Consider the following 20,704-nt stretch of genomic DNA (forward strand, 5'->3'; position numbering starts at 1 on the left):
AGGCACGACGTGCGATCACTTAGAAAACGTTGATCGGGTAGTCGGCGAACAGACGCAGTTCATTACCGCCAACGTTGTAGTTGCTGGCGTTGTTGGACACGCGCAACCACGAGGCACGGGCGCGCAGGCTCAGGTCTTTGGCCGGGCCGCTCTGGACCACGTATTTGAACTGGTTCCAGATTTCACGCTCGGTGCCATCGCCACGGCCAGAGCCATCGTCGATGTTGGTACCGCGCACGTAAGCGACGTTGTAGGTCAGGCCCGGCACGCCGAAGGTGGTGAAGTCGATGCCGTAGCCCGCTTGCCACGAACGCTCGTCCTTGCCGTTGAAGTCGGACCAGTACGAGTTGGCCAGCAGGATGGTGTTGCCGCCATCGCCGATGCCGGTGTCGCGGGTATTGTCGCGGTAGCCGCCATACAGGTAGCCGGTGTCGCCGGTGCTGCGCTGGTGGGCCAGAGTGAAGCTGTGTGCGCCCACTGCCCACGTGGCGCCCAGGCTCCAGATCTTGTTGTCGCGCGCGTCGGCATCGCCGCGCTGCTCGGCGAAGCTCTTGTCCAGCTTGGTTTTGTAGCCGTTGAAGTCAAAGGTCAGCGACTGTTTTTCCGGCAGGGCCAGTACGTAGTTGACGTTGACGTATTGCTTCTTCAGCACGTCTTCCATGTCGGAAGCGTACAGCGCAGCGGACAGGCTTTCGGTGAACTTGTAGCTGCCGCCCAGGTAGCTGATGTTTTTCAGGTTGCCGCTGTCGGTGCCTTCGGCGGCTTTTTGGGCTTCCTTGGTGAAGCGACCAGCGTCCAGCTGCAGGCCTTCGATCTCTTTGGAAACGATCGAGGTACCGGTGTAGGTTTCCGACAACAGGCGCGAGTTGTCGTACTGCAGCACAGGGACGGCCGGCATTTGATCGCCGTACTTGAGCACGGTGTTGGACACACGGAACTTCACTGCCGCGCCGCCCTTGGTCAGGTCGTCGGCTGCCGCGCCGCTGTCACCTTGCTTGAAGAAGTTGATACCGCCCGCACCGCTGCGACCTTTACCACCATCCAGGCGGATAGCGTATTGGCCGATCACGTCCACACCTACACCGACGGTGCCTTGGGTGAAGCCGGACTCGAATTTGCCGATGAAGCCCTGGCCCCATTCGGCTTTGTCTTGCTTGCCGTTTTTATAGTCGCGGCTGATATAGGCGTTACGTGCGGCGATGTTCAGGTGGCTGTCTTCAACGAAACCCTTGGATTGCTCCTGGTCGTTTGCCATGGCTGCCGATGCGCTCAAAATCCCCAGAGCGATCAGACTCATCCGTTGCTTCAACATTTTTTGTATTCCTTATTTCTGGTTGAGTACGCGCTGTGACACCAGGGCTCCGTGTCGCTTTTCTGGTGTCGACTTTATCCGGAAAAAAGAAGGCCCGCGGACGACTGAACATGCCGCGGGCCTTTTCTTATTGGATGAGTCATGGCTGTTAGCCACAGGCGTTGGGCGCAATCCTAGTCGCGCGTTGAACTATGTGTCAATTTCGTGAATCGTCTGTATTTAGGCGATTTAATTCTAAGCAATGGCTGAGAGCCTTTCTGGCCTTGAGCGACATTGGCCTACAGGATGCCAAGCTCGAAAAGGATTGCTCGGGTTCCGTCAGAAGGGCTGGGATGTGCGGGCGGCGCTGAGGTACTTACAGTTTCTAAAAAGCGACACACCCGTCAAATATGTGGGAGGGGGCTTGCTCCCGATTGCGGTGGATCAGCTACTGAAAACTTGGCTGACAGACCGCAATCGGAGCCCCTCCCACAGGTGTTAGCTGCGTTGCCTAGTTTTTCAACACGTCACACAACGCATGCAGTTCATCCTCGCTGAACAACCCCACCGGGTAGCGTTCACTCATCACGCTGCGTAAATCGGGCTGCTGCCTGATCTGCCGCGAGCCGTGTTCCTTCAACCAGAGCCCCAGCGCCTGGATCGCGTCGCCGTCGACCCGCAAAGGGTGGAACGTACGGGTATTCATCAGGTTGATATCGGCGTTCATTTCAGCGCTCTCTCCTACTGCTTGAGCGGCTAACTTACTCAAGGTTTATGACAGAACCGCGCAGTCATGCCCCTGAACCACTGTGAGCATCACCGATACAAGAGCTATGCCAATGTCCCGTATTCGCAGGCATACAGCCGCAAAAAAAAGCCCGCGACCGTGCTGGGCCGCGGGCTTGCTTTAGGCGCTGAAACCGAGTAGCGCCCGGTTACACGAAAGGCGCTGTTACAACTGCACTCAGTTTCTGTGCGGGGCCGGCTGTTGTTGGGTCAGGCAGTGGATATTGCCGCCACCCAGTAACAATTCACGCCCCGGCACCATCACCACTTCATGCTGTGGGAACAGCCTCTGCAGGATGGCCTTGGCCTCGCTGTCCAACGGGTCGTCGAAACTTGGCGCGATGATGCCGCCATTGGCGATCAGGAAGTTCACATAGGAACCCGCCAGGCGCACGCTCGGGTTGCGCTCTTGGGAGCCGTCCACCGGGTCGACGCCGGCACACTCTTGCTCAGTGGCATACAGCGGCCCAGGGATCGGCATTTTATGCACAGTGAATGGGCGGCCCTGTGCATCGGTGCTGCTTTGCAGGACATCCATGGCCGCATGGCAACGTGCGTAGTTCGGGTCCTGCGGGTCGTCAGTCCAGGCCAGCAGCACTTCGCCGGGACGCACGTAGCAGCAGAAGTTATCCACATGACCGTCGGTTTCGTCATTGAACAGGCCATCGGGCAGCCAGATGATCTTGTCCACCGCCAGGTTGTCGCTCAACACCGCTTCGATGCTGGCACGATCCAGATGCGGGTTGCGATTGCGGTTTAGCAGGCATTCTTCGGTGGTGATCAGGGTGCCTTCGCCGTCGACGTGAATCGAGCCGCCCTCCAGCACAAAGCCTTCGGTGCGGTAGCGCGGCGCGCGTTCGATTTCGAGGATCTTGCCGCCCACCTGCGAGTCACGGTTCCACGGCGCGTACAGGCCGCCATCAAACCCGCCCCAGGCATTGAAATCCCAGTTCACGCCGCGCACTTCGCCGCTGTTGTTGATCACGAACGTCGGGCCGGTGTCACGCACCCAGGCGTCATCGCTGGACATTTCCACCACCCGGATATTCGGCACGTCCAAGCGCGCACGGGCGTTCTCGTATTGGCCGGCGGAAACCGCCACGGTCACCGGCTCGAAGCGCGCAATGGCCTTGGCCACGGCCACATGGGCCGCCTGCGCCGGCTTGCCGCCCAGGCGCCAGTTGTCCGGGCGCTCGGGCCAGATCATCCAGGTTTGCGTTTGTGGCGCCCATTCGGCAGGCATATAAAAGCCATCGGCGCGGGGGGTGCTGTGCAGGGTGGTCATGGCGATCAAGACTCCGAATGGGGTAAAGGCCGACTTTATAACGGATAAAAATCGGCTTTAAAAGCGATCAACGAGCATGATCGATAAATATGACAAGCAATAACCGATAACAATCGATTAATTACAGTTGTTCATCCAGCACCTTCGACAGCATGTCGACAAAGAAGTCCACGCTGCGTTTAGAGGTAACCATCGGCGGCTTGATCTTGAGGATGTTCAGATAATCGCCGGTGGGCTGCATGAAGATTCCCAACTCACGCAGGCGCTCGCACAGCAGCGTGGTCTCTTCGGTGGCCGGTTCCAGGGTTTGCCGGTCGCGTACCAGCTCCAGGCCCAGATAAAAGCCGGACCCGTGCACCGCGCCCACCAGCGGGTGACGCTCGATCAGTGCTTGCAACCGAGCCTTGAAATGCCCGCCAACCACTTGGGCGTTTTCCCACAGCTTTTCTTCTTCCATGACATCCAGCACCGCCATGCCGATCCGGCAACTGACCGGGCTGCCCCCCGATGACGAGAAGAAATACCCCTCGGCCTCCAAGGCTTCGGCGATTTCACGCCGGGTAATCACCGCACCCAACGGCTGGCCGTTGCCCATGCCCTTGGCCATGGTAATGATGTCGGGCACTACGCCTTGTTCTTCAAAACCCCAGAAGAAGTGCCCCATGCGGCCATACCCCACCTGCACTTCATCGGCGATACACACACCGCCCTGGGCGCGGACCCGTTCATACACCTGATGCAAATAGCCTGGCGGCAGGGAGATCCCCCCCGCGTTGCCATACACCGGCTCACAGATGAACCCCGCCAATTGGCGCTTGCTCGCAGCCACTTTCGCCAGGTTGTGTTCCACGCTTCGTACGTAGTCCGGTGCACTGTCCGGCCCCCGAAACTCGCCGCGATAGGTATTCGGCGCGGTCACCGGATGCACCCAGTCCGGGCGACTGCTCAGCGCCTGGGGGTTGTCGGCAATCGAGGTGGACACCGCATCCGCCGCCACCGACCAACCGTGGTATGCCTCCAGCACGCTGAGCATGTCGCGCCCGCCGCTGTAGGCCCAGGTCAGGCGGATGGCCAGGTCATTGGCCTCGGTGCCGCTGTTGACCAGAAACACGCGGTCCATGCCCTTGGGTGCCAGCGCCAGCAAGCGCTCGGAGAACTCGGCAATCGCGGCATAGTGAAACCGCGAGTTAGTGTTCAGCAGCGACCACTGCCGCGCCGCCACCGCGGCCATGCGCGGGTGGCCATGGCCCAGCACCGCCACGTTGTTGAGCATGTCCAGGTAGGAACGGCCCTGCATGTCGATCAGGTGATTGCGCCAGCCGCGCTCGATGCGCGGTGGGTCGACATAATAGTGCTTCTGTGACCGGGCGAAGCTGGCGTCGCGGCGCGCGAGCAGGACGTCGGCGTCCAGCTCCGGCTCTGCGTCACAGGCCAGGCCGAGCAATGCCGAAGGTGATGGGCACAGTGCCTGCCAGGCCTGCGCCCGGGAAGGCGTGCAAAACAGCGGCGGTTCCAGGTCTGCACGGCACAGTTGCACGGTCAGCGGTGCCTGGACCTCACCCAGGGCTTGCCCTTTTACCAGCAGCGAACCGGGCTTCAATACCGTCTTCACGCCGCGCAAACGCACGCTCAACTCAACGCCTTGCACGCACACAAGGCCATCGGCGTCCTGGCGCAACGTGCCGGCGAAGGGCGCTTCCAAGGTCGTCCCATGGGGCACATGCAACTCGACGTGAAGAGGGAAACTTTCCGGCTCGGCGGCGCTGTCCGGGCAGGTGCGCGACAGCCGGTATTGGCCATAACGACCGGCCGCCAGCCCATGCACTGCCGCCGCCTCGTCCAATAACCGATGGTCGATACCGGGCGTCTCCCAATTGCCCGCTTCGAAATGCGGGCTGAGCACCCCCAGGTCGATCAGCGCGAATTCTCGCCCCACCAGCCCCGGCAACAAGGGCACGAAGCCTTCATCGGCAATCGGCGCGAGTGCCTCGCCCACGCAGCGCAAAATCGCCGCCTCCATCAGCTCGAACGGCACCGATGTCGCCACATGGAAAATTTCCCACTCATGGTCGGCGTTTTTCAACAGATAGGCATTGTCCGGGTCCAGACGTTGCTGTTGTTCGCTGCTCAGCACCAGCACCGCTGCGCGGGCGACAATCAGCGGCCACAGCACCTGCAACTCTTCGCGTTGCAAGGGGGTAATGGCGTGGCACGCCTGAATCGCCGGCAAGATGGCAAAGGGGTCACCTTCGGCATGGTGCAGCAGGGCCGCACAGGTCACCGACAGGTCAGCAATGCGCCACGTGCGCACCAGGTCACCAAAATCGATAACGCCCTGCCACTGCCACCGCCGCTGAGCATCGCGCTGCCACACCACGTTGTCGTCGGTGATGTCCATGTGCACCGCTTGCCACGGCAGGCGATCCGCCAAAGGGCCTACGCGCGCCTCGACCTGCTCGGCCACCTGCTCCAGCGCAGCGCGGTGGGGCAGGTTTTGCAGGGTGGCCAATAAGTGGGTGATCAGTTCCGGGGCGTGGCGCGGGTCCCATTGCAGGGTGCGGTCCAGGCCAGGGTGTTCAAAATCGGCCAATGCCTGGCTCATACGGCCGCAGAGGTCGCCGAACGCAGCGATCACATCACGCCCCAGATGCGGCAAATGAGTCAGTGGCTGACCGTCGATATAGTCCAACAACCGCAGGTGCAGGGTTTGGCCGCCGACGCTCAGTGTCAGTAGCTCCTCACCGCTCAGGGCCTTGATGACCTTGGGCACGCGCACGCCGTGCACCGCATTGAGCGCCGCGTGCTGGGCCTGCAACTCTGCAGCGGCATAATCGCCACGGCAGATTTTCAGAACAAAGCGGCCTTGAATGCTGTCAAGTTTGTAATTGAGATCTTGCTGGCTGCCCAATGACTGCAAAGTGCCACTAAGGCCGTAGTGCCGCGCAAGCAGTAGAGCGGCCTGATCGGGGCCTAGCTGAGGGCTGGGTAGGCTTGCACGGTGGATCAGCGTGGCGAGCAGCATTGTGACGACCTCGGTTTTTTTAGACGTCTATATCGCCATTGTTCAGGGGCGTTAGGCAACCCCCACTTACATGGTTCTTGCAGAGCTGGGCTCCACGACTCAAGCTATGCCCCATTCGCTTCAAGTACGTCTAAGGAAAAGGCCCTCCGACATGCGCATTCTCATCACCGGTGGCGCCGGTTTTATTGGCTCTGCCCTAATCCGCCACCTGATCCAACATACCGAGCACGAAGTGCTTAACCTGGACAAACTCACCTACGCCGGCAACCTGGAGTCGCTGGTCAGCGTCGCCGCCGATAGCCGTTATGAGTTCGTCAAGGCCGATATCATCGATCAGGCGGCCGTCAGCGCGGTGCTTGCGCGCTTTGAGCCACAGGCCATCATGCACTTGGCCGCCGAGTCCCACGTCGACCGTTCGATTGACGGCCCGTCGGACTTTATCCAGACCAATATTGTCGGCACCTACAGCCTGCTTGAGGCCACGCGCGCTTATTGGCTTACGTTGGCAGAGCCGGCCAAGAGCGCCTTCCGCTTCCATCACATCTCCACCGACGAGGTGTATGGCGACCTGCACGGCGTGGATGATCTGTTCACCGAAACCACGCCCTACGCCCCCAGCTCACCCTATTCGGCGAGCAAGGCCGCGTCCGACCACCTGGTGCGTGCCTGGCAACGCACCTATGGCCTGCCGGTGCTGCTGACCAACTGCTCGAACAACTACGGGCCGTTCCACTTCCCCGAAAAACTGATCCCGCTGGTGATCCTCAACGCCCTCGCGGGCAAGCCATTGCCGGTCTACGGTGATGGTTTGCAGGTACGTGACTGGCTGTTCGTCGAGGACCACGCCCGCGCGCTGCTTAAAGTGGTCACCGAAGGTGTCGTCGGCGAAACCTACAACATCGGCGGCCACAACGAGCAAAAGAACATCGACGTGGTACGTAGCATCTGCGGCCTGCTGGAAGAGCTGGCGCCGCAGCGGCCGGCCGGTGTCGAAAAATTCAGCGACCTGATCACCTTCGTCAAGGATCGTCCCGGCCACGATCAGCGTTATGCGATCGATGCCAGCAAGATCGAACGTGAATTGGGCTGGGTCCCGCAAGAGACCTTCGAAACCGGCCTGCGCAAGACCGTGCAGTGGTATCTGGATAACCTGGAATGGTGCCGCAGGGTCCAGGACGGCAGTTATCAGGGCGAACGTTTGGGCAACACCGATATGAAGGATTTGATTGCATGATGAAGGGAATCGTATTGGCGGGCGGCTCCGGCACCCGTTTGCACCCCATTACCCTGGGTGTGTCCAAGCAACTGCTGCCGGTGTATGACAAGCCGATGATCTATTACCCGATTTCGGTGCTGATGCTCGCCGGAATCAAGGACATCCTGGTGATCTCCACGCCGCTGGACCTGCCGCAATATCGCAACCTGCTGGGTGATGGCAGCCAGTTTGGCGTGCGTTTCAGCTATGCCGAACAGCCGACGCCGGATGGTCTGGCGCAGGCGTTTATCATTGGCGAAGAATTTATCGGTGATGATCCGGTGTGCCTGATCCTGGGCGATAACATCTTCCACGGTCAGCATTTTGGCGAGCAGTTGTTGGGCGCGGCCAAGCGGCCTTCGGGGGCTACGGTTTTCGGCTATTGGGTCAAGGACCCGGAGCGCTTCGGTGTGATCGACTTCGACAGCGAAGGCCGCGCCCTGTCGATTGAAGAAAAACCGGCCCAGCCCAAGTCCAGCTATGCCGTGACCGGCCTGTATTTCTACGACAACGACGTGATCCAGATCGCCAAGGCGGTCAAGCCCTCACCTCGTGGCGAGCTGGAAATCACCGATATCAACAATGCTTATCTCAAGCGCGGCGACCTGCATGTAGAACGCTTCGGCCGTGGCTTTGCCTGGCTCGATACCGGCACCCACGACAGCCTGCTGGAAGCTTCGCAGTACGTGCAGACCATCGAGCATCGCCAGGGCCTGAAAGTCGCCTGCCTCGAAGAAATCGCCTATGAAAATAGCTGGATCGACCGCGACCACCTGCTGGAACGTGCCAAATACTTCGGCAAAACCGGTTATGGCCAATACCTGTACGCGCTGGCTGGAGACAAACAGTGAACGTCGTTGAAACCTCACTGCCCGGCGTGCTGATCCTGGAACCCAAAGTGTTCGGGGATGAGCGTGGGTTTTTCTACGAGAGCTTCAACGCCCGTGCATTTGAAGCCGCGACCGGGCTCAAACGCGACTTCGTGCAGGACAACCATTCGCGCTCGCAAAAAGGCGTACTGCGCGGGCTGCATTACCAACTGGAACACACCCAGGGCAAATTGGTGCGGGTCATCGCCGGGGAAGTGCTGGACGTGGCTGTGGACATACGCCGCCGTTCACCTCACTTCGGCCAGTGGGTAGGCGTGCGCCTGTCGGCGCAGAACAACCGCCAGCTCTGGGTGCCGGAAGGCTTCGCGCATGGGTTTGTGGTGCTGAGCGACGCCGCCGAGTTCCTGTACAAAACCACCGACTACTATCAGCCGAGCGCCGAGCGCTGCATCCTTTGGAATGACCCGGCGCTGGCCATCGACTGGCAGCTCACCGAGACACCGCAACTGTCGGCGAAAGACCAAGCCGGCAAATTGCTGAAGGAAGCCGACCTTTTCCCATGACGCCCCCTTTGAAGATCCTCATCACCGGCCGGCACGGCCAAGTCTCCCGGGCGCTGCAACAGCAGCTCCAAGGCGTGGGCGAGTTGATCGTGCTGGGTAGCGACCAACTCGACCTGGCCGACGCCGACCAGATCCGCCGGCAGATACGCACCCACCGCCCCGACCTGATCATCAACGCTGCCGCGCACACGGCGGTCGACCAAGCCGAAAGCGAACCAGACGCCGCCTTCGCCATCAACGCCATCGCCCCTGGTGTATTGGCTGAAGAGGCCAAGGCCCTGGGCATCCCGCTGATCCATTACTCCACCGACTACGTGTTCGACGGCAGCAAACCCGCGCCCTACACCGAAGCCGACACACCCAACCCCTTGGGGGTCTATGGGCAAAGCAAACTGGCGGGTGAGCAGGCGATTGCGGCGGTGGGGGGCGAATATCTGATTCTGCGCACCAGTTGGGTCTATTCCAACCACGGTAAAAACTTCCTGCTGACCATGCAGCGCCTGCTGCAGGAAAAACCGCAAATGCGCATCGTCGCCGACCAGATCGGCGCGCCGACCTGGGCCGGGACCATTGCCGCCAGCACCCGTGCGTTGATCGAACGTTGGCGGGCCGGCGAGGCCGGCGAATGGGGCGTTTATCACCTGAGCGCCCAGGGTGAAACCTCATGGTTCGGTTTCGCCCAGGCGATTGGCGAGCATTTACGCACCGAGGGCAAGGCCTGCGCCGAACTGCAAGCGATCCCCTCCAGCGCTTACCCAACGCCGGCCCGGCGCCCACTGAACTCACGCCTCGATTGCAGCCGCCTGCAACAGCAATGGCACGTCAGCCAGCCGCAGTGGCAAGACGCATTGCGCGAGTGTCTTACACAACAGCACTAGGCATAATGCGCCTGTACCCCCAGGCGCACGACTCCCATGACTCCATCCCTTGCGCGAAGACCCCGCTGGCGCAGCCTTGCTCTGTTGGCGCTGTGCCTGGCACCGCTGTTGTGGCCGCTGGAGCATTTGGCCGAGCGCTACTACCGCAGCGAACTGGCCGGGCAAAACCGCCAGACTCTCGACCTGTACGTGGCCAACCTGCTGGGCACACTGCATCGCTATGAAGTGCTGCCGCAGATCCTCGGTGACTTGCCCGCCCTGCGCACCGCCCTGGATGCGCCGCACGTCAGCACCCACCTGGCCAACGCCAACCAGTTGCTCAAGGACGTTGCCGCCCAGGCCGGGGTAGAAGTGATGTACCTGATGGACACCACCGGCAAGACCCTCGCCGCCTCCAACTGGGATAAACAGGACAGCTTCGTCGGGCGCAACTTCTCGTTCCGCCCGTACTTCAGCGAAGCCATGGCCGGGCGCCTGGGGCGGTTTTTCGGCCTGGGCACCACGTCGGCCAAACGCGGCTACTTCTTCGCCGCCGCCGTGCGCGAGGGTGACACGATCATCGGCGTGCTGGTGGTCAAGGTCGACCTGGACCACACCGAAAGCCTGTGGGGCAATACCCCGGAACAACTGCTGGTCACCGACCACAACGGCGTAGTGATCCTCACCTCGCGCCCACAATGGCGCTTTCGCGCCACCCGGCCGCTGACCGCCGAAGAGCGCCAGGCCATCATTGCGATCCAGCCCTACCCAACCCGCGACCCGCAGCCGCTGAACCTGAGCGGCACCGCCTGGCTGCGCCAATCCACCGCCATCGCCGAGACCGGCTGGAACGTGGAGATCCTGGCGCCGCAATCCTTGATCAGCCGCCCCGTGCGCACCGTGGTTGCCGTGGGCGGCGCGACACTGTTGGTGTTGATGTTGCTGCTGGGCCTGCTGATGCAGCGCCGTCGCCACTACCTGGAACGCATCGCCTTCGAAGCCAAGGCCCGGCGCGAGTTGGAAATGCGCGTGGCCGAGCGAACCAGCGACCTCGAAGGCCTGAACCGGCGGCTCAAACAGGAAGTGCTGGAGCGCGAACACGCCCAGCAAGAATTGGTGCGCGCCCAGGATGACCTGGTACAGGCCGGCAAACTGTCGGCGCTGGGCACCATGTCGGCGAGCATCAGCCACGAACTCAACCAGCCCCTGGCGGCGATTCGCAGTTATGCGGAAAACGCCGAGATCCTGCTCGACCATGAACGCACCGCCGATGCGCGGGGCAATCTCAAGCTGATCAGCGAATTGACCGGGCGCATGGCCTCGATCATCGCTCACCTGCGTGCCTTTGCCCGTCGCGACCGGCACGCACCGGAGAGTGTGGCGCTGCAACCAGCGCTGGACGATGCGCTGGCGTTGCTGGCCAAGCGCCGGCGGTCGATGGAAGTGGAACTGATCCGCGATCTGCCGGAGGCGACCTTATGGGTGCAAGCCGGCGAAACCCGCTTGCGCCAGGTGCTGGGCAACCTGCTGGCCAACGCCCTCGATGCGCTCACCGAAAAAGGCCCGCCACGCAAACTGTGGCTGAGTGCCGAAACCACCGCACAGGGCGTCAACCTGTACATTCGCGACAACGGCCCAGGCTTTTGCATGGAAGCGCTGGGCCGCGCCAGCGAGCCGTTCTACACCACCAAGACGCGCACCCAGGGCCTGGGGCTGGGCCTGGCGATCTGTGAAACGCTGATGCGTGCGTTTGGCGGTGAATTGCTGTTCGCCAACCACAAGGAAGGCGGTGCGCTATTAACGTTGAAATTGCGTGCCGGCTCGCCGGGCGTGAGTCTGCAACCGTCCGAGGACCGCAGTGTATGAGTATCGATAACCAGATTCAGGTGGTATTGATCGACGACGATCCGCACCTGCGTCAGGCGTTGTGCCAAACCCTGGACCTGGCCGGGCTGAAAGTCCTGCCTCTGGGTGAAGCCAGCGGCCTTACCGCACGCCTGACGCGGGATTGGCCGGGCGTCGTGGTCAGCGATATCCGCATGCCCGGCATGGACGGCCTGGAGTTGCTCGCCGAACTGCACGGCCAGGACCCGGACCTGCCGGTGCTGCTGATCACCGGCCACGGCGACGTGCCGCTGGCGGTGCAGGCCATGCGCGCGGGCGCTTATGACTTTCTCGAAAAACCCTTTGCCAGCGACGCGCTGCTCGACAGCGTGCGCCGCGCACTGGCCCTGCGCCGCCTGGTGCTGGACAACCGCAGTCTGCGCCTGGCCTTGAGCGACCGTCAGCAACTGAGCACGCGCCTGGTGGGGCACTCGCCGCAAATGCTGCGCCTGCGCGAACAGATCGGTGCGTTGGCGGCGACCAAGGCCGATGTGTTGATCCTGGGTGAGACCGGCGCCGGCAAAGAAGTGGTGGCCCGTGCGCTGCATGACCTGTCGAGCCGCCGCAGCGGGCCGTTTGTGGCGATCAACGCTGGGGCCTTGGCCGAGTCGGTGGTGGAAAGCGAACTGTTCGGTCATGAGCCCGGCGCGTTTACCGGTGCGCAGAAACGCCGCATCGGCAAATTCGAATTCGCCAACGGCGGCACGCTGTTCCTGGATGAAATCGAAAGCATGAGCCTGGACGTGCAGGTCAAGCTGCTACGCCTGTTGCAGGAGCGCGTGGTGGAGCGATTGGGCGGCAATCAGCTGATTGCGCTGGATATCCGCATCATCGCCGCCACCAAGGAAGACCTGCGCCAGGCGGCGGACCAGGGCCGTTTCCGTGCCGACCTGTATTACCGCCTCAACGTCGCCCCGCTGCGCATCCCTCCCCTGCGCGAGCGTGGCGAAGACGCGTTGATGCTATTCCAGCACTTCGCCGACGAAGCCAGCAGCCGTCACGGCCTGCCGCTGCACGAGTTGCAGCCAGGCCAGCGCGCCTTGTTGTTGCGCCATAGCTGGCCGGGCAACGTGCGCGAACTGCAAAACGCCGCCGAGCGCTTCGCCCTGGGCCTGGAACTGGCATTGGACAGCACGCCGGACAACCCCGCCAGCGGCGCGCTCACGTCCACCCCGGGCGGCTTGAGCGAACAGGTCGAGCAGTTCGAAAAAAGCCTGATCGCCGCCGAGCTGACCCGCCCCCACAGCTCCATGCGCAGCCTCGCCGAAGCCCTCGGCGTGCCGCGTAAAACCTTGCACGACAAACTGCGCAAGCACGGCCTCAACTTCGCCAACCAAAGCGCTGACGACGAATGACCCCGCCCACCCACCACGAGGCCGCCATGAGCCGCGACAGCCGTTACCTGGAATCCATCCTCCACCACGACATCCCCCTCACCCGGGAAATGGGCTTGAAGGTGCTCGACTGGCAACACGGGCAACTGCAACTGCACTTGCCCCTTGAGGCCAATATCAACCACAAGAGCACCATGTTCGGCGGCAGCCTGTACTGCGGCGCCGTGCTGGCGGGCTGGGGCTGGCTGCACCTGCAACTGCGCGAGGAAGGGATTGAAGACGGGCATATCGTGATTCAAGAGGGGCAGATCAGTTACCCGCTGCCGGTGACGCAGGACGCTACGGCTATTTGCGCCGCGCCGGAAGAGAAGGTGTGGAAGCGTTTCTTGGCGACCTACAAGCGCTATGGCCGGGCGCGGTTGACGTTGGACACGTGGATCGTGAATGAGGGCAGTGACCAAAGAGCGGTAGCCTTCACGGGCCAATACGTCCTGCACCGCTAGCAGCCAAACACAAAACAAATGTGGGAGGGAGCAAGCCCCCTCCCACATTTTGATCTGCGCAGGTCTTAAGAACGGGCCAGGGTCAACAACCGCTCACGCCATGCCGCCTTGGCCGGCAACGCCAGAAAGAACGGGTTCAACAGCGACGCCCGCGCCGGGTAGCTGAACGGCTCGCCGCTCAGCTCCAGCACCTCGCCGCCAGCACCTTCCAGCACACCCTGGGCCGCGGCGGTGTCCCATTGCGACGTCGGCGCCAGCCGTGGGTAGCAATCGGCGCTGCCCTCGGCCAGCAGGCAGAACTTCAATGAACTGCCGATATTCGTCAACTTCAACTCACCCAACCCCGCACTCAACCCACTCAACAGGTTTTCTTGCTCAGGGCTGGTGTGTCGGCGGCTGGCAACCACGGTAAACGCCTCACCGGCCGCCGGTGCCTCGCGCACCTGGATCTGCCGAGGCGCTTCGTTCACATCGGAGCGCCATGCGCCCAACCCCGCGCCACCGAAATAGCAACGGCCATTGGTAGGCATCGACACCACACCGAACACCACACGCCCGTTTTCGATCAGGGCGATATTGACGGTGAACTCTTCACTGCCGCTGATGAACTCCTTGGTACCGTCCAAAGGGTCCACCAGCCACCAGCGCGTCCAACCGGCGCGCACGCTCTGGTCGATATCGGCGTCTTCTTCAGACAGTACCGGGATGCTCGGGTCCAGCGCGGTCAGGCCCGCGAGAATCAGGTGGTGAGCCGCCAGGTCTGCGGCCGTCACCGGCGAATCGTCAGCCTTGGAGGTCACGGCCACATCAGCGCGCCAGTACGGCAGGATGGCTTCACCGGCCTGGCGCGCCAACTCGATCACGGGGGCGATAAACGGGTGGCCTAAAAACAGTTCGCTCATGCGCCAAACACTCCACGCTGGGTCAACAGGTCTCGTACCAGATACAGCGCCGCCAGGGCGCGGCCTTCACTGAATTGCTCGTTTTGCGCCAACTGCGACAGCTCGCGCAGGTTGACCCTGTCCACGCGCATCGGCTCAGGCTCATCGCCCTCCAAGCGCTCCTCATAGAGATCGGTGGCCAATACCACCTGGATTTTCTGGCTCATGTAACCGGGCGACAGCGACAGTTCGGTAATGTGCTCCAACTGCCGCGCGCCATAGCCGGCCTCTTCCTTGAGTTCGCGGTCTGCCGCCGCCAGCACATCCTCGCCGGGTTCGATCAACCCCTTGGGCAACGACAACTCATATTCGTCGGTACCGCCGCAGTATTCTTCCACCAGCAACGCATGGTCTGCGTCAATCATCGCCACGATCATCACCGCGCCGTAACCGGCACCGCGACCCACCAGGCGCTCGTAGGTGCGTTCAACGCCGTTGGAAAAGCGCAATTGCACTTCCTCCACGCGGAACAAACGGCTACTGGCGACTATTTCGCGGGCGAGGACGGTGGGTTTCTGGCGCATAAGCGGCTCCTTGGCGTGATCGGGGTACTATACCGTGGCTTTTCCGATTGTCTGTGTCGGATATCTTTACTTATATGAGAACGCCCCATGCCCTCTTTGCCCTGGCAAACCATCGACACCGTCCTGCTGGACATGGACGGCACCTTGCTCGACCTGCACTACGACAACCACTTCTGGATGGAACACCTGCCCCAGCGTTATGCCGAACTGCACGGTGTGAGCCGGGCCATGGCCGAGATGGAGCTGCTGCCACTGTTCGAGCGTAACGCCGGACAGTTGCAATGGTATTGCCTGGATTTCTGGAGTGCCGAGCTGAAGATCCCGGTGCGCGAGCTCAAGCTGGAAACCGCTCACTTGATCGCCCTGCGCCCGGATGCCGATACCTTCCTGGCGGCGATCAAACAGGCCGGCAAGCGCGTGATCATGATCACCAACGCCCACCGCGATTCGTTGTCGCTCAAGCTTGAGCGCATCGAACTGGCGCCGTATTTCGAGCGGCTGATCAGCTCCCATGACTACGGTTTTGCCAAGGAAAACCCACAATTCTGGGATGCGCTGCAAGCCGACACCGGCTTCAACCCCTCGCGCAGTCTGTTTATCGACGACACGTTGCCGATTTTGCGCAGTGCGCGGGATTTTGGCGTGGGGCATTTGCTGGCGGTGAAAGAGCCGGACAGCAAAAAGGGGCCGAAGGACACGGCGGAGTTTGCGGCGGTCGATGATTACCGGGACCTGATTGCCGGGCTCTGAACCTATGTGGAAGGGAGCTTGCTCCCTCCCACATTTTGCCCTGCGTTGTTACTCAGGAATGCGCAGCGTCTGCCCTGGGTAGATTTTGTCCGGATGCGACAACAGCGGCTTGTTGGCCTCGAAGATTTTGTTGTACTGGTTGGCGTTGCCATACACCGTCAGGGAAATCGCGCTCAGGGTGTCGCCCTTTTTCACCACGACGAAACGGGCAGCGGCAACGGCCGGGCCGGTTACGGTGATCTGGTCATCCACACTGGCCACACCGGCAATATTGCCCAGCGCCAGCAGAATCTTCTCTTTCTCTTCCTGGCTGGCGACTTTACCGGTCACGGTCACCTTGTCGCCCTCCACCGTGGTCTGTACATCCGGATTACCCAGACCCACTTTGGCTACGTGCTCCTTCAACTGCTCACTGGCATTCGCATTGCCCGGCGTCAACAGGTCGATCAACTTCTCGCCGGCTTCCTTAACAAAACTAAAAAGACTCATGGTGCACTCTCCTTGGTATTTAAGTTCCAGATGCCCAAGACTAGACCAGCCTTACACAATTGGGTTCCAGACCGACCAAAGACCCAAACGCGCTAGAATCCCCCCGCCATTGGAATAAGCCCTGGAGCGAAGATGGACATCAAACAGCTGAAATTCCTCATCGCCCTCGACGAAACCCGTCACTTTGGCCAGGCGGCGGCGCGTTGCCATATCACTCAGCCGACCCTGTCGATGCGCCTGCGCAGCCTTGAAGAAGAGCTGGACTTGCCGTTGGTCAATCGCGGCCAGCGTTTTGAAGGCTTTACCGCCCCCGGCGAACGCGTGCTGGCCTGGGCACGCACCGTGCTGGCGGCGTATGACGGTTTGCAAGCCGAAGCGGCGGCCTGCCGGGGCAATCTGGTGGGTACGTTGCGCCTGGGCGTGGTGCCGCTGTCGAGCTTTGATCCGTTGGCGTTGATGCAACAGTTGCATAAAGAGCACCCGAGCCTGCGCTTCGAGCTGTCGGCCTTAAGCTCGGAACAGATCCTTGAGCAATTGGCGAGCAATCGCCTGGACCTGGGCGTGTCTTACCTGGAGCGCCTGGATAACGAGCGCTTCGACTCGCTGGCCCTGGGCGAAACGCGCATGGGCCTGCTCTACGATCAACGTTTTTTCAGCTTCGGCGACAAGCCGTTGAGCTGGGAAGCACTGATCGAACTGCCCCTGGGCATGCTCACCAGCGGCATGCATTTTCGCCAGTCCATCGACCACAACTTCCACAGCCGAGGGCTCACCCCCCAACCGCTGCTGCAAACCGATGCCGTCCATCAGTTGTTACAAGCCGTACACGGTGGACTGTGCTGCGCCGTGATGCCGCTGGACGGAGGCCTGGAAGCGCTCACCGAGCACCTGCGCCTGCAACCCATCGAAGACGCCCACACCCTCGCCCGGCTGGGGCTGATCATGCGGCGCGGCGCGCCACGTTCGGCGTTGGCCGAGGCCTGTTTCGCGCTGTATCAGAAATCGTAGATCGAGCCTTGATCGACGTCATCTATCGGTAGATCAGTACTGGCAATTAGACGCGACGCTTTGTCGCGCCTAGTCTAAACACTGATCAATCCGCCGGTGGTATTGCCTCATGAACGCCAAGCGCCCAGTCTGCGCGGCGCCCGCTCTCGAAACGCCCGCGCCCGCCGCCAGCCAGAGCTACCAGTACTGCACACTCGAACACACAGACGTCGCCAGCACTGCGTTGGCGGAAGAAGTGGCGTTGGCGATTGCCTACAACGACATCAGCCAGGCGGTCATGTTGGTAACACCGACCGATCTGGAAGACTTTATCGTTGGTTTTAGTATCGGCAGCGGCATTATCGCCGACGTTAGCGAGATTTATGACCTGAAACTCAGCGGTTCTGGCTCTGCCCAGTACGCCCATGTACAGATTTCCAGCCGCGCATTCTGGAACCTCAAACAGCAACGTCGCCAGCTGGCCGGCACCAGCGGCTGCGGCCTGTGCGGCGTCGAAGCCGTAGAGCAGGCTCTGCCGGATTTGAAGGTCTTGCCCGGTGCACCGTTACCGCCTGCGGCATGGCTTGATGGCCTGCGCCAGCGCATCAGCGCCTTCCAGCCCTTGGGCCAGTACAGCGGCGCGGTACATGCGGCGGTGTTTATGGACAGCCAGGGCCAGTTGCTGCTGGGCCGCGAAGACATCGGTCGGCATAACGCGCTGGATAAGTTGATCGGCGCGCTGATCCGCCAACAGATCCCGACCGAAGGCGGCCTGGCGATCGTCACCAGCCGTTGCAGCCTCGAGTTGATCCAGAAAGTCCTGCGCGCGGGCATCCAGACCCTGGTCAGCCTGTCGTCGCCCACCGGCCTGGCCCTGCAATGGGCTCGCCGACACAACCTCAATCTCATCCACCTGCCGCAAAAAAGTGCGCCGCGGGTCTACAGCCCTGCGATGGAGAACCAGCCGTGAGCAATCATCATCAAGCCGACCAAACCCCGACCCCGCGCTACAAGCCTTACAAAGGCCCGGCCGGCGGCTGGGGTGCCCTGATCAGCGTGGCACAGGCCTGGCTGACCAGCGATAACGCACTGAAAAACCTGCGCATGATGCTCAAGACCAACCAGAACGGCGGCTTTGACTGCCCCGGTTGTGCCTGGGGCGATTCGCCGGAAAGCGGCATGGTCAAGTTCTGCGAAAACGGCGCCAAGGCGGTCAACTGGGAAGCCACCAAGCGCCGTGTGGACGCCGCGTTTTTCGCCAAGCACAGCGTGACCGCGCTGCTGGAGCAGAGCGATTACTGGCTCGAATACCAGGGCCGCCTGACCGAGCCGATGCGCTACGACGCCCAAACCGATCACTACACGCCCATCAGCTGGGAAGCGGCGTTCGCCCTGATCGGTCAACACCTCAATGCGTTGCCAAGCCCGGACATGGCCGAGTTCTATACCTCGGGCCGCGCCAGCAACGAGGCGGCCTATTTGTATCAGTTGTTCGTGCGCGCCTATGGCACCAACAACTTCCCGGATTGCTCGAACATGTGCCACGAAGCCAGCGGCGTGGCCCTGGCCCAGAGCGTGGGGGTGGGCAAAGGCACCGTGACCTTTGATGACTTCGAACATGCCGACGCGATCTTCGTCTGGGGCCAGAACCCCGGCACCAACCACCCGCGCATGCTCGAACCGCTGCGCGAAGCGGTCAAGCGCGGCGCCCAGGTGGTGTGCATCAACCCACTCAAAGAGCGTGGCCTGGAACGCTTCCAGCACCCGCAACACCCGCTGGAAATGCTCACCAACGGCGACAGGCCGACCAACACCGCCTATTTTCGTCCGGCGTTGGGCGGCGATATGGCCATCCTGCGCGGCATGGCCAAGTTCCTGCTGCTGTGGGAACGCCAGGCCCAGGCCGAAGGCAAGGAAGCCGTGTTCGACCACAACTTCCTCAACGAACACACCGCCAACGTGCTGGATTACCTGGCCAAGATCGACGACACCTCGTGGGATGAAATCGTTGAGCAATCCGGCCTGCCGCTGGTGGAGATCGAGCAGGCGGCGCGCATGTACGCCAAGGGCAAGAACGTGATCATGTGCTGGGCGATGGGTATCACCCAGCATCGCCACTCGGTACCGACCATCCAGGAAATCGCCAACCTGATGCTGTTGCGCGGCAACATCGGCCGCCCAGGCGCCGGCCTGTGCCCGGTGCGCGGCCACAGTAACGTGCAGGGCGACCGCACCATGGGCATCAACGAACGTCCGCCGGTGGCGTTCCTCGACGCTCTGGAGCGTCGTTTCCAGTTCCAGGTACCGCGCAGCAACGGGCACAACGTGGTGGAAGCCATCCACGCCATGCTGGAAGGGCGTTCCAAAGTGTTTATCGGCCTGGGCGGCAACTTTGCCCAAGCCACGCCGGACAGCACCCGCACCTTCGAAGCACTGCGCAATTGCGACCTGACCGTGCAAATAAGCACCAAGCTCAACCGCAGCCACCTGACCCACGGTAAAGACGCACTGATTCTGCCGTGCCTGGGCCGCACCGATATCGACATCCAGGTCGACGGCGCGCAAGCGGTCACAGTGGAGGACTCGTTCAGCATGGTTCACGGCTCCAACGGCCAACTGCAACCGCTGTCCAAGCTGATGAAGTCCGAGCCCGCCATCCTCGCCGGCATCGCCGCCGCCACCCTGGGCAGCAAACCGGTGGACTGGAACTGGCTGGTGGCCGACTACGGGCGCATCCGCGATCTGATCGCCGACACCATCCCAGGCTTCAAGGACTTCAACGAAAAAATCAAACATCCGGGCGGGTTCTATCTGGGCAACTCCGCCGGCGCACGCCGCTGGAACACGCCCTCGGGCCGCGCCAACTTCCGCCCGAACATCCTGCCCAAGGACCTGATCCACGAGCGCACCCACGCCACAGGGCGCGTGCCGGACCTGATCATGCAGTCGATGCGCTCCCACGATCAGTACAACACCACCATTTATGGCCTGGACGACCGTTACCGTGGGGTCAAAGGCCAGCGCGATGTGTTGTTCGTCAACGAAGCCGACATTATCCGCCTGGGCTTCAAGCCTGGGCAGAAGGCCGACATCGTGTCGCTGTGGGAGGATGGCCGCGAGCGCCGCGTCAAGGGCTTTACCTTGCTCGCATTTGATATTCCGGCGGGGCAGGCAGCTGCTTATTACCCGGAAGTGAACCCGCTGGTGCCGCTCGAAAGCACAGGCGATGGCAGCCATACGCCAACCTCAAAATTTGTGGCGATACGCCTGGAAGCGGCGAGCGAGAGCGGTTTGATCCTGTCGCGTTCGGCCTGACCGATCATTTCGGACACAAAAAAAGGCCGCTTTTGTAAAAAAGCGGCCGTTCCGAAGTAGCTAATGACTCGCAAAAATCACTTAAGTT

At 61.6% G+C, this 20,704-nt stretch carries 18 protein-coding genes; 11 read left to right on the plus strand and 7 right to left on the minus strand.

Features of this window, described 5'->3' with window-relative positions; all coding sequences use genetic code 11:
* Positions 1 to 19: 19 nt before the first annotated feature.
* The 4 genes from AB4O23_RS02650 to AB4O23_RS02665 form a co-directional block, all read right to left on the minus strand.
* Positions 20 to 1,312, minus strand: a complete 1,293-nt coding sequence (locus tag AB4O23_RS02650; protein ID WP_460150387.1) for an OprD family porin — start codon at positions 1,310 to 1,312, stop codon at positions 20 to 22.
* A 490-nt stretch (positions 1,313 to 1,802) separates the two neighbouring features.
* Entirely contained in the window at positions 1,803 to 2,018 is a 216-nt protein-coding gene (locus AB4O23_RS02655; RefSeq protein ID WP_017526019.1) for a hypothetical protein, read from the minus strand.
* Positions 2,019 to 2,255: 237 nt separating this feature from the next.
* A complete protein-coding gene (aguA, locus tag AB4O23_RS02660) occupies positions 2,256 to 3,362 on the minus strand; it encodes an agmatine deiminase (RefSeq protein ID WP_068936915.1) in 1,107 nt (368 codons plus the stop codon).
* Between the two features lie 121 nt (positions 3,363 to 3,483).
* Positions 3,484 to 6,384: an aminotransferase gene (locus AB4O23_RS02665; protein ID WP_460150389.1), complete on the minus strand. Its 2,901-nt coding sequence runs from the start codon at positions 6,382 to 6,384 to the stop codon at positions 3,484 to 3,486.
* A 151-nt stretch (positions 6,385 to 6,535) separates the two neighbouring features.
* Between AB4O23_RS02665 and rfbB the strand changes: the two genes are divergently transcribed.
* From rfbB to AB4O23_RS02700, 7 genes are read left to right on the plus strand one after another with little or no spacing between them, the layout of a single operon-like run.
* Entirely contained in the window at positions 6,536 to 7,618 is a 1,083-nt protein-coding gene (gene rfbB, locus AB4O23_RS02670) for a dTDP-glucose 4,6-dehydratase (protein ID WP_017526022.1), read from the plus strand.
* A complete protein-coding gene (gene rfbA, locus AB4O23_RS02675; protein WP_017526023.1) occupies positions 7,615 to 8,490 on the plus strand; it encodes a glucose-1-phosphate thymidylyltransferase RfbA in 876 nt (291 codons plus the stop codon). The genes rfbB and rfbA overlap by 4 nt, the downstream gene beginning before the upstream one ends.
* Positions 8,487 to 9,032 (plus strand): dTDP-4-dehydrorhamnose 3,5-epimerase, encoded by a 546-nt coding sequence (gene rfbC, locus AB4O23_RS02680; protein ID WP_017526024.1) that lies wholly within the window; start codon positions 8,487 to 8,489, stop codon positions 9,030 to 9,032. Before rfbA ends, rfbC begins: the two co-directional genes overlap by 4 nt.
* On the plus strand, positions 9,029 to 9,910 hold the full coding sequence (gene rfbD / locus AB4O23_RS02685; protein WP_065876645.1) for a dTDP-4-dehydrorhamnose reductase: 882 nt from the start codon (positions 9,029 to 9,031) through the stop codon (positions 9,908 to 9,910). The genes rfbC and rfbD overlap by 4 nt, the downstream gene beginning before the upstream one ends.
* A 36-nt stretch (positions 9,911 to 9,946) precedes the next feature.
* Positions 9,947 to 11,755 (plus strand): sensor histidine kinase, encoded by a 1,809-nt coding sequence (locus AB4O23_RS02690; protein ID WP_017526026.1) that lies wholly within the window; start codon positions 9,947 to 9,949, stop codon positions 11,753 to 11,755.
* Positions 11,752 to 13,128, plus strand: a complete 1,377-nt coding sequence (locus tag AB4O23_RS02695; RefSeq protein ID WP_017526027.1) for a sigma-54-dependent transcriptional regulator — start codon at positions 11,752 to 11,754, stop codon at positions 13,126 to 13,128. The genes AB4O23_RS02690 and AB4O23_RS02695 overlap by 4 nt, the downstream gene beginning before the upstream one ends.
* 26 nt (positions 13,129 to 13,154) lie before the next feature.
* Positions 13,155 to 13,610 (plus strand): thioesterase domain-containing protein, encoded by a 456-nt coding sequence (locus AB4O23_RS02700; RefSeq protein ID WP_065876659.1) that lies wholly within the window; start codon positions 13,155 to 13,157, stop codon positions 13,608 to 13,610.
* Between the two features lie 65 nt (positions 13,611 to 13,675).
* Here the strand turns inward: AB4O23_RS02700 and cysQ are convergent, their stop codons facing one another.
* Both cysQ and nudE read right to left on the minus strand, forming a co-directional pair.
* Complete coding sequence (cysQ, locus tag AB4O23_RS02705) at positions 13,676 to 14,512, minus strand: 3'(2'),5'-bisphosphate nucleotidase CysQ (protein WP_065876643.1); 837 nt, start codon at positions 14,510 to 14,512, stop codon at positions 13,676 to 13,678.
* On the minus strand, positions 14,509 to 15,075 hold the full coding sequence (nudE, locus tag AB4O23_RS02710) for an ADP compounds hydrolase NudE (RefSeq protein WP_065876642.1): 567 nt from the start codon (positions 15,073 to 15,075) through the stop codon (positions 14,509 to 14,511). Before nudE ends, cysQ begins: the two co-directional genes overlap by 4 nt.
* An 87-nt stretch (positions 15,076 to 15,162) precedes the next feature.
* Between nudE and yrfG the strand changes: the two genes are divergently transcribed.
* On the plus strand, positions 15,163 to 15,825 hold the full coding sequence (yrfG, locus tag AB4O23_RS02715; RefSeq protein ID WP_017526031.1) for a GMP/IMP nucleotidase: 663 nt from the start codon (positions 15,163 to 15,165) through the stop codon (positions 15,823 to 15,825).
* Positions 15,826 to 15,873: 48 nt separating this feature from the next.
* Here the strand turns inward: yrfG and lysM are convergent, their stop codons facing one another.
* Positions 15,874 to 16,314, minus strand: coding sequence for a peptidoglycan-binding protein LysM (gene lysM / locus AB4O23_RS02720; protein ID WP_065876641.1), 441 nt, complete (start codon positions 16,312 to 16,314; stop codon positions 15,874 to 15,876).
* 132 nt (positions 16,315 to 16,446) lie between these two features.
* Here lysM and AB4O23_RS02725 point away from each other — a divergent pair, with 132 nt between their 5' ends.
* The 3 genes from AB4O23_RS02725 to AB4O23_RS02735 all read left to right on the plus strand — a co-directional run bounded on the left by AB4O23_RS02725 (position 16,447) and on the right by AB4O23_RS02735 (position 20,616).
* The gene (locus tag AB4O23_RS02725) at positions 16,447 to 17,322 is read left to right on the plus strand and encodes a LysR family transcriptional regulator (protein ID WP_135196898.1); all 876 of its coding nucleotides are present in this window, start codon (positions 16,447 to 16,449) and stop codon (positions 17,320 to 17,322) included.
* A gap of 109 nt (positions 17,323 to 17,431) precedes the next feature.
* The gene (fdhD, locus tag AB4O23_RS02730) at positions 17,432 to 18,271 is read left to right on the plus strand and encodes a formate dehydrogenase accessory sulfurtransferase FdhD (protein WP_065876640.1); all 840 of its coding nucleotides are present in this window, start codon (positions 17,432 to 17,434) and stop codon (positions 18,269 to 18,271) included.
* Positions 18,268 to 20,616: an FdhF/YdeP family oxidoreductase gene (locus AB4O23_RS02735; RefSeq protein ID WP_460150391.1), complete on the plus strand. Its 2,349-nt coding sequence runs from the start codon at positions 18,268 to 18,270 to the stop codon at positions 20,614 to 20,616. The genes fdhD and AB4O23_RS02735 overlap by 4 nt, the downstream gene beginning before the upstream one ends.
* The last annotated feature ends 88 nt before the right edge of the window (positions 20,617 to 20,704 follow it).

The sequence above is a fragment of the Pseudomonas sp. H2_A10 genome, from assembly GCF_054680085.1.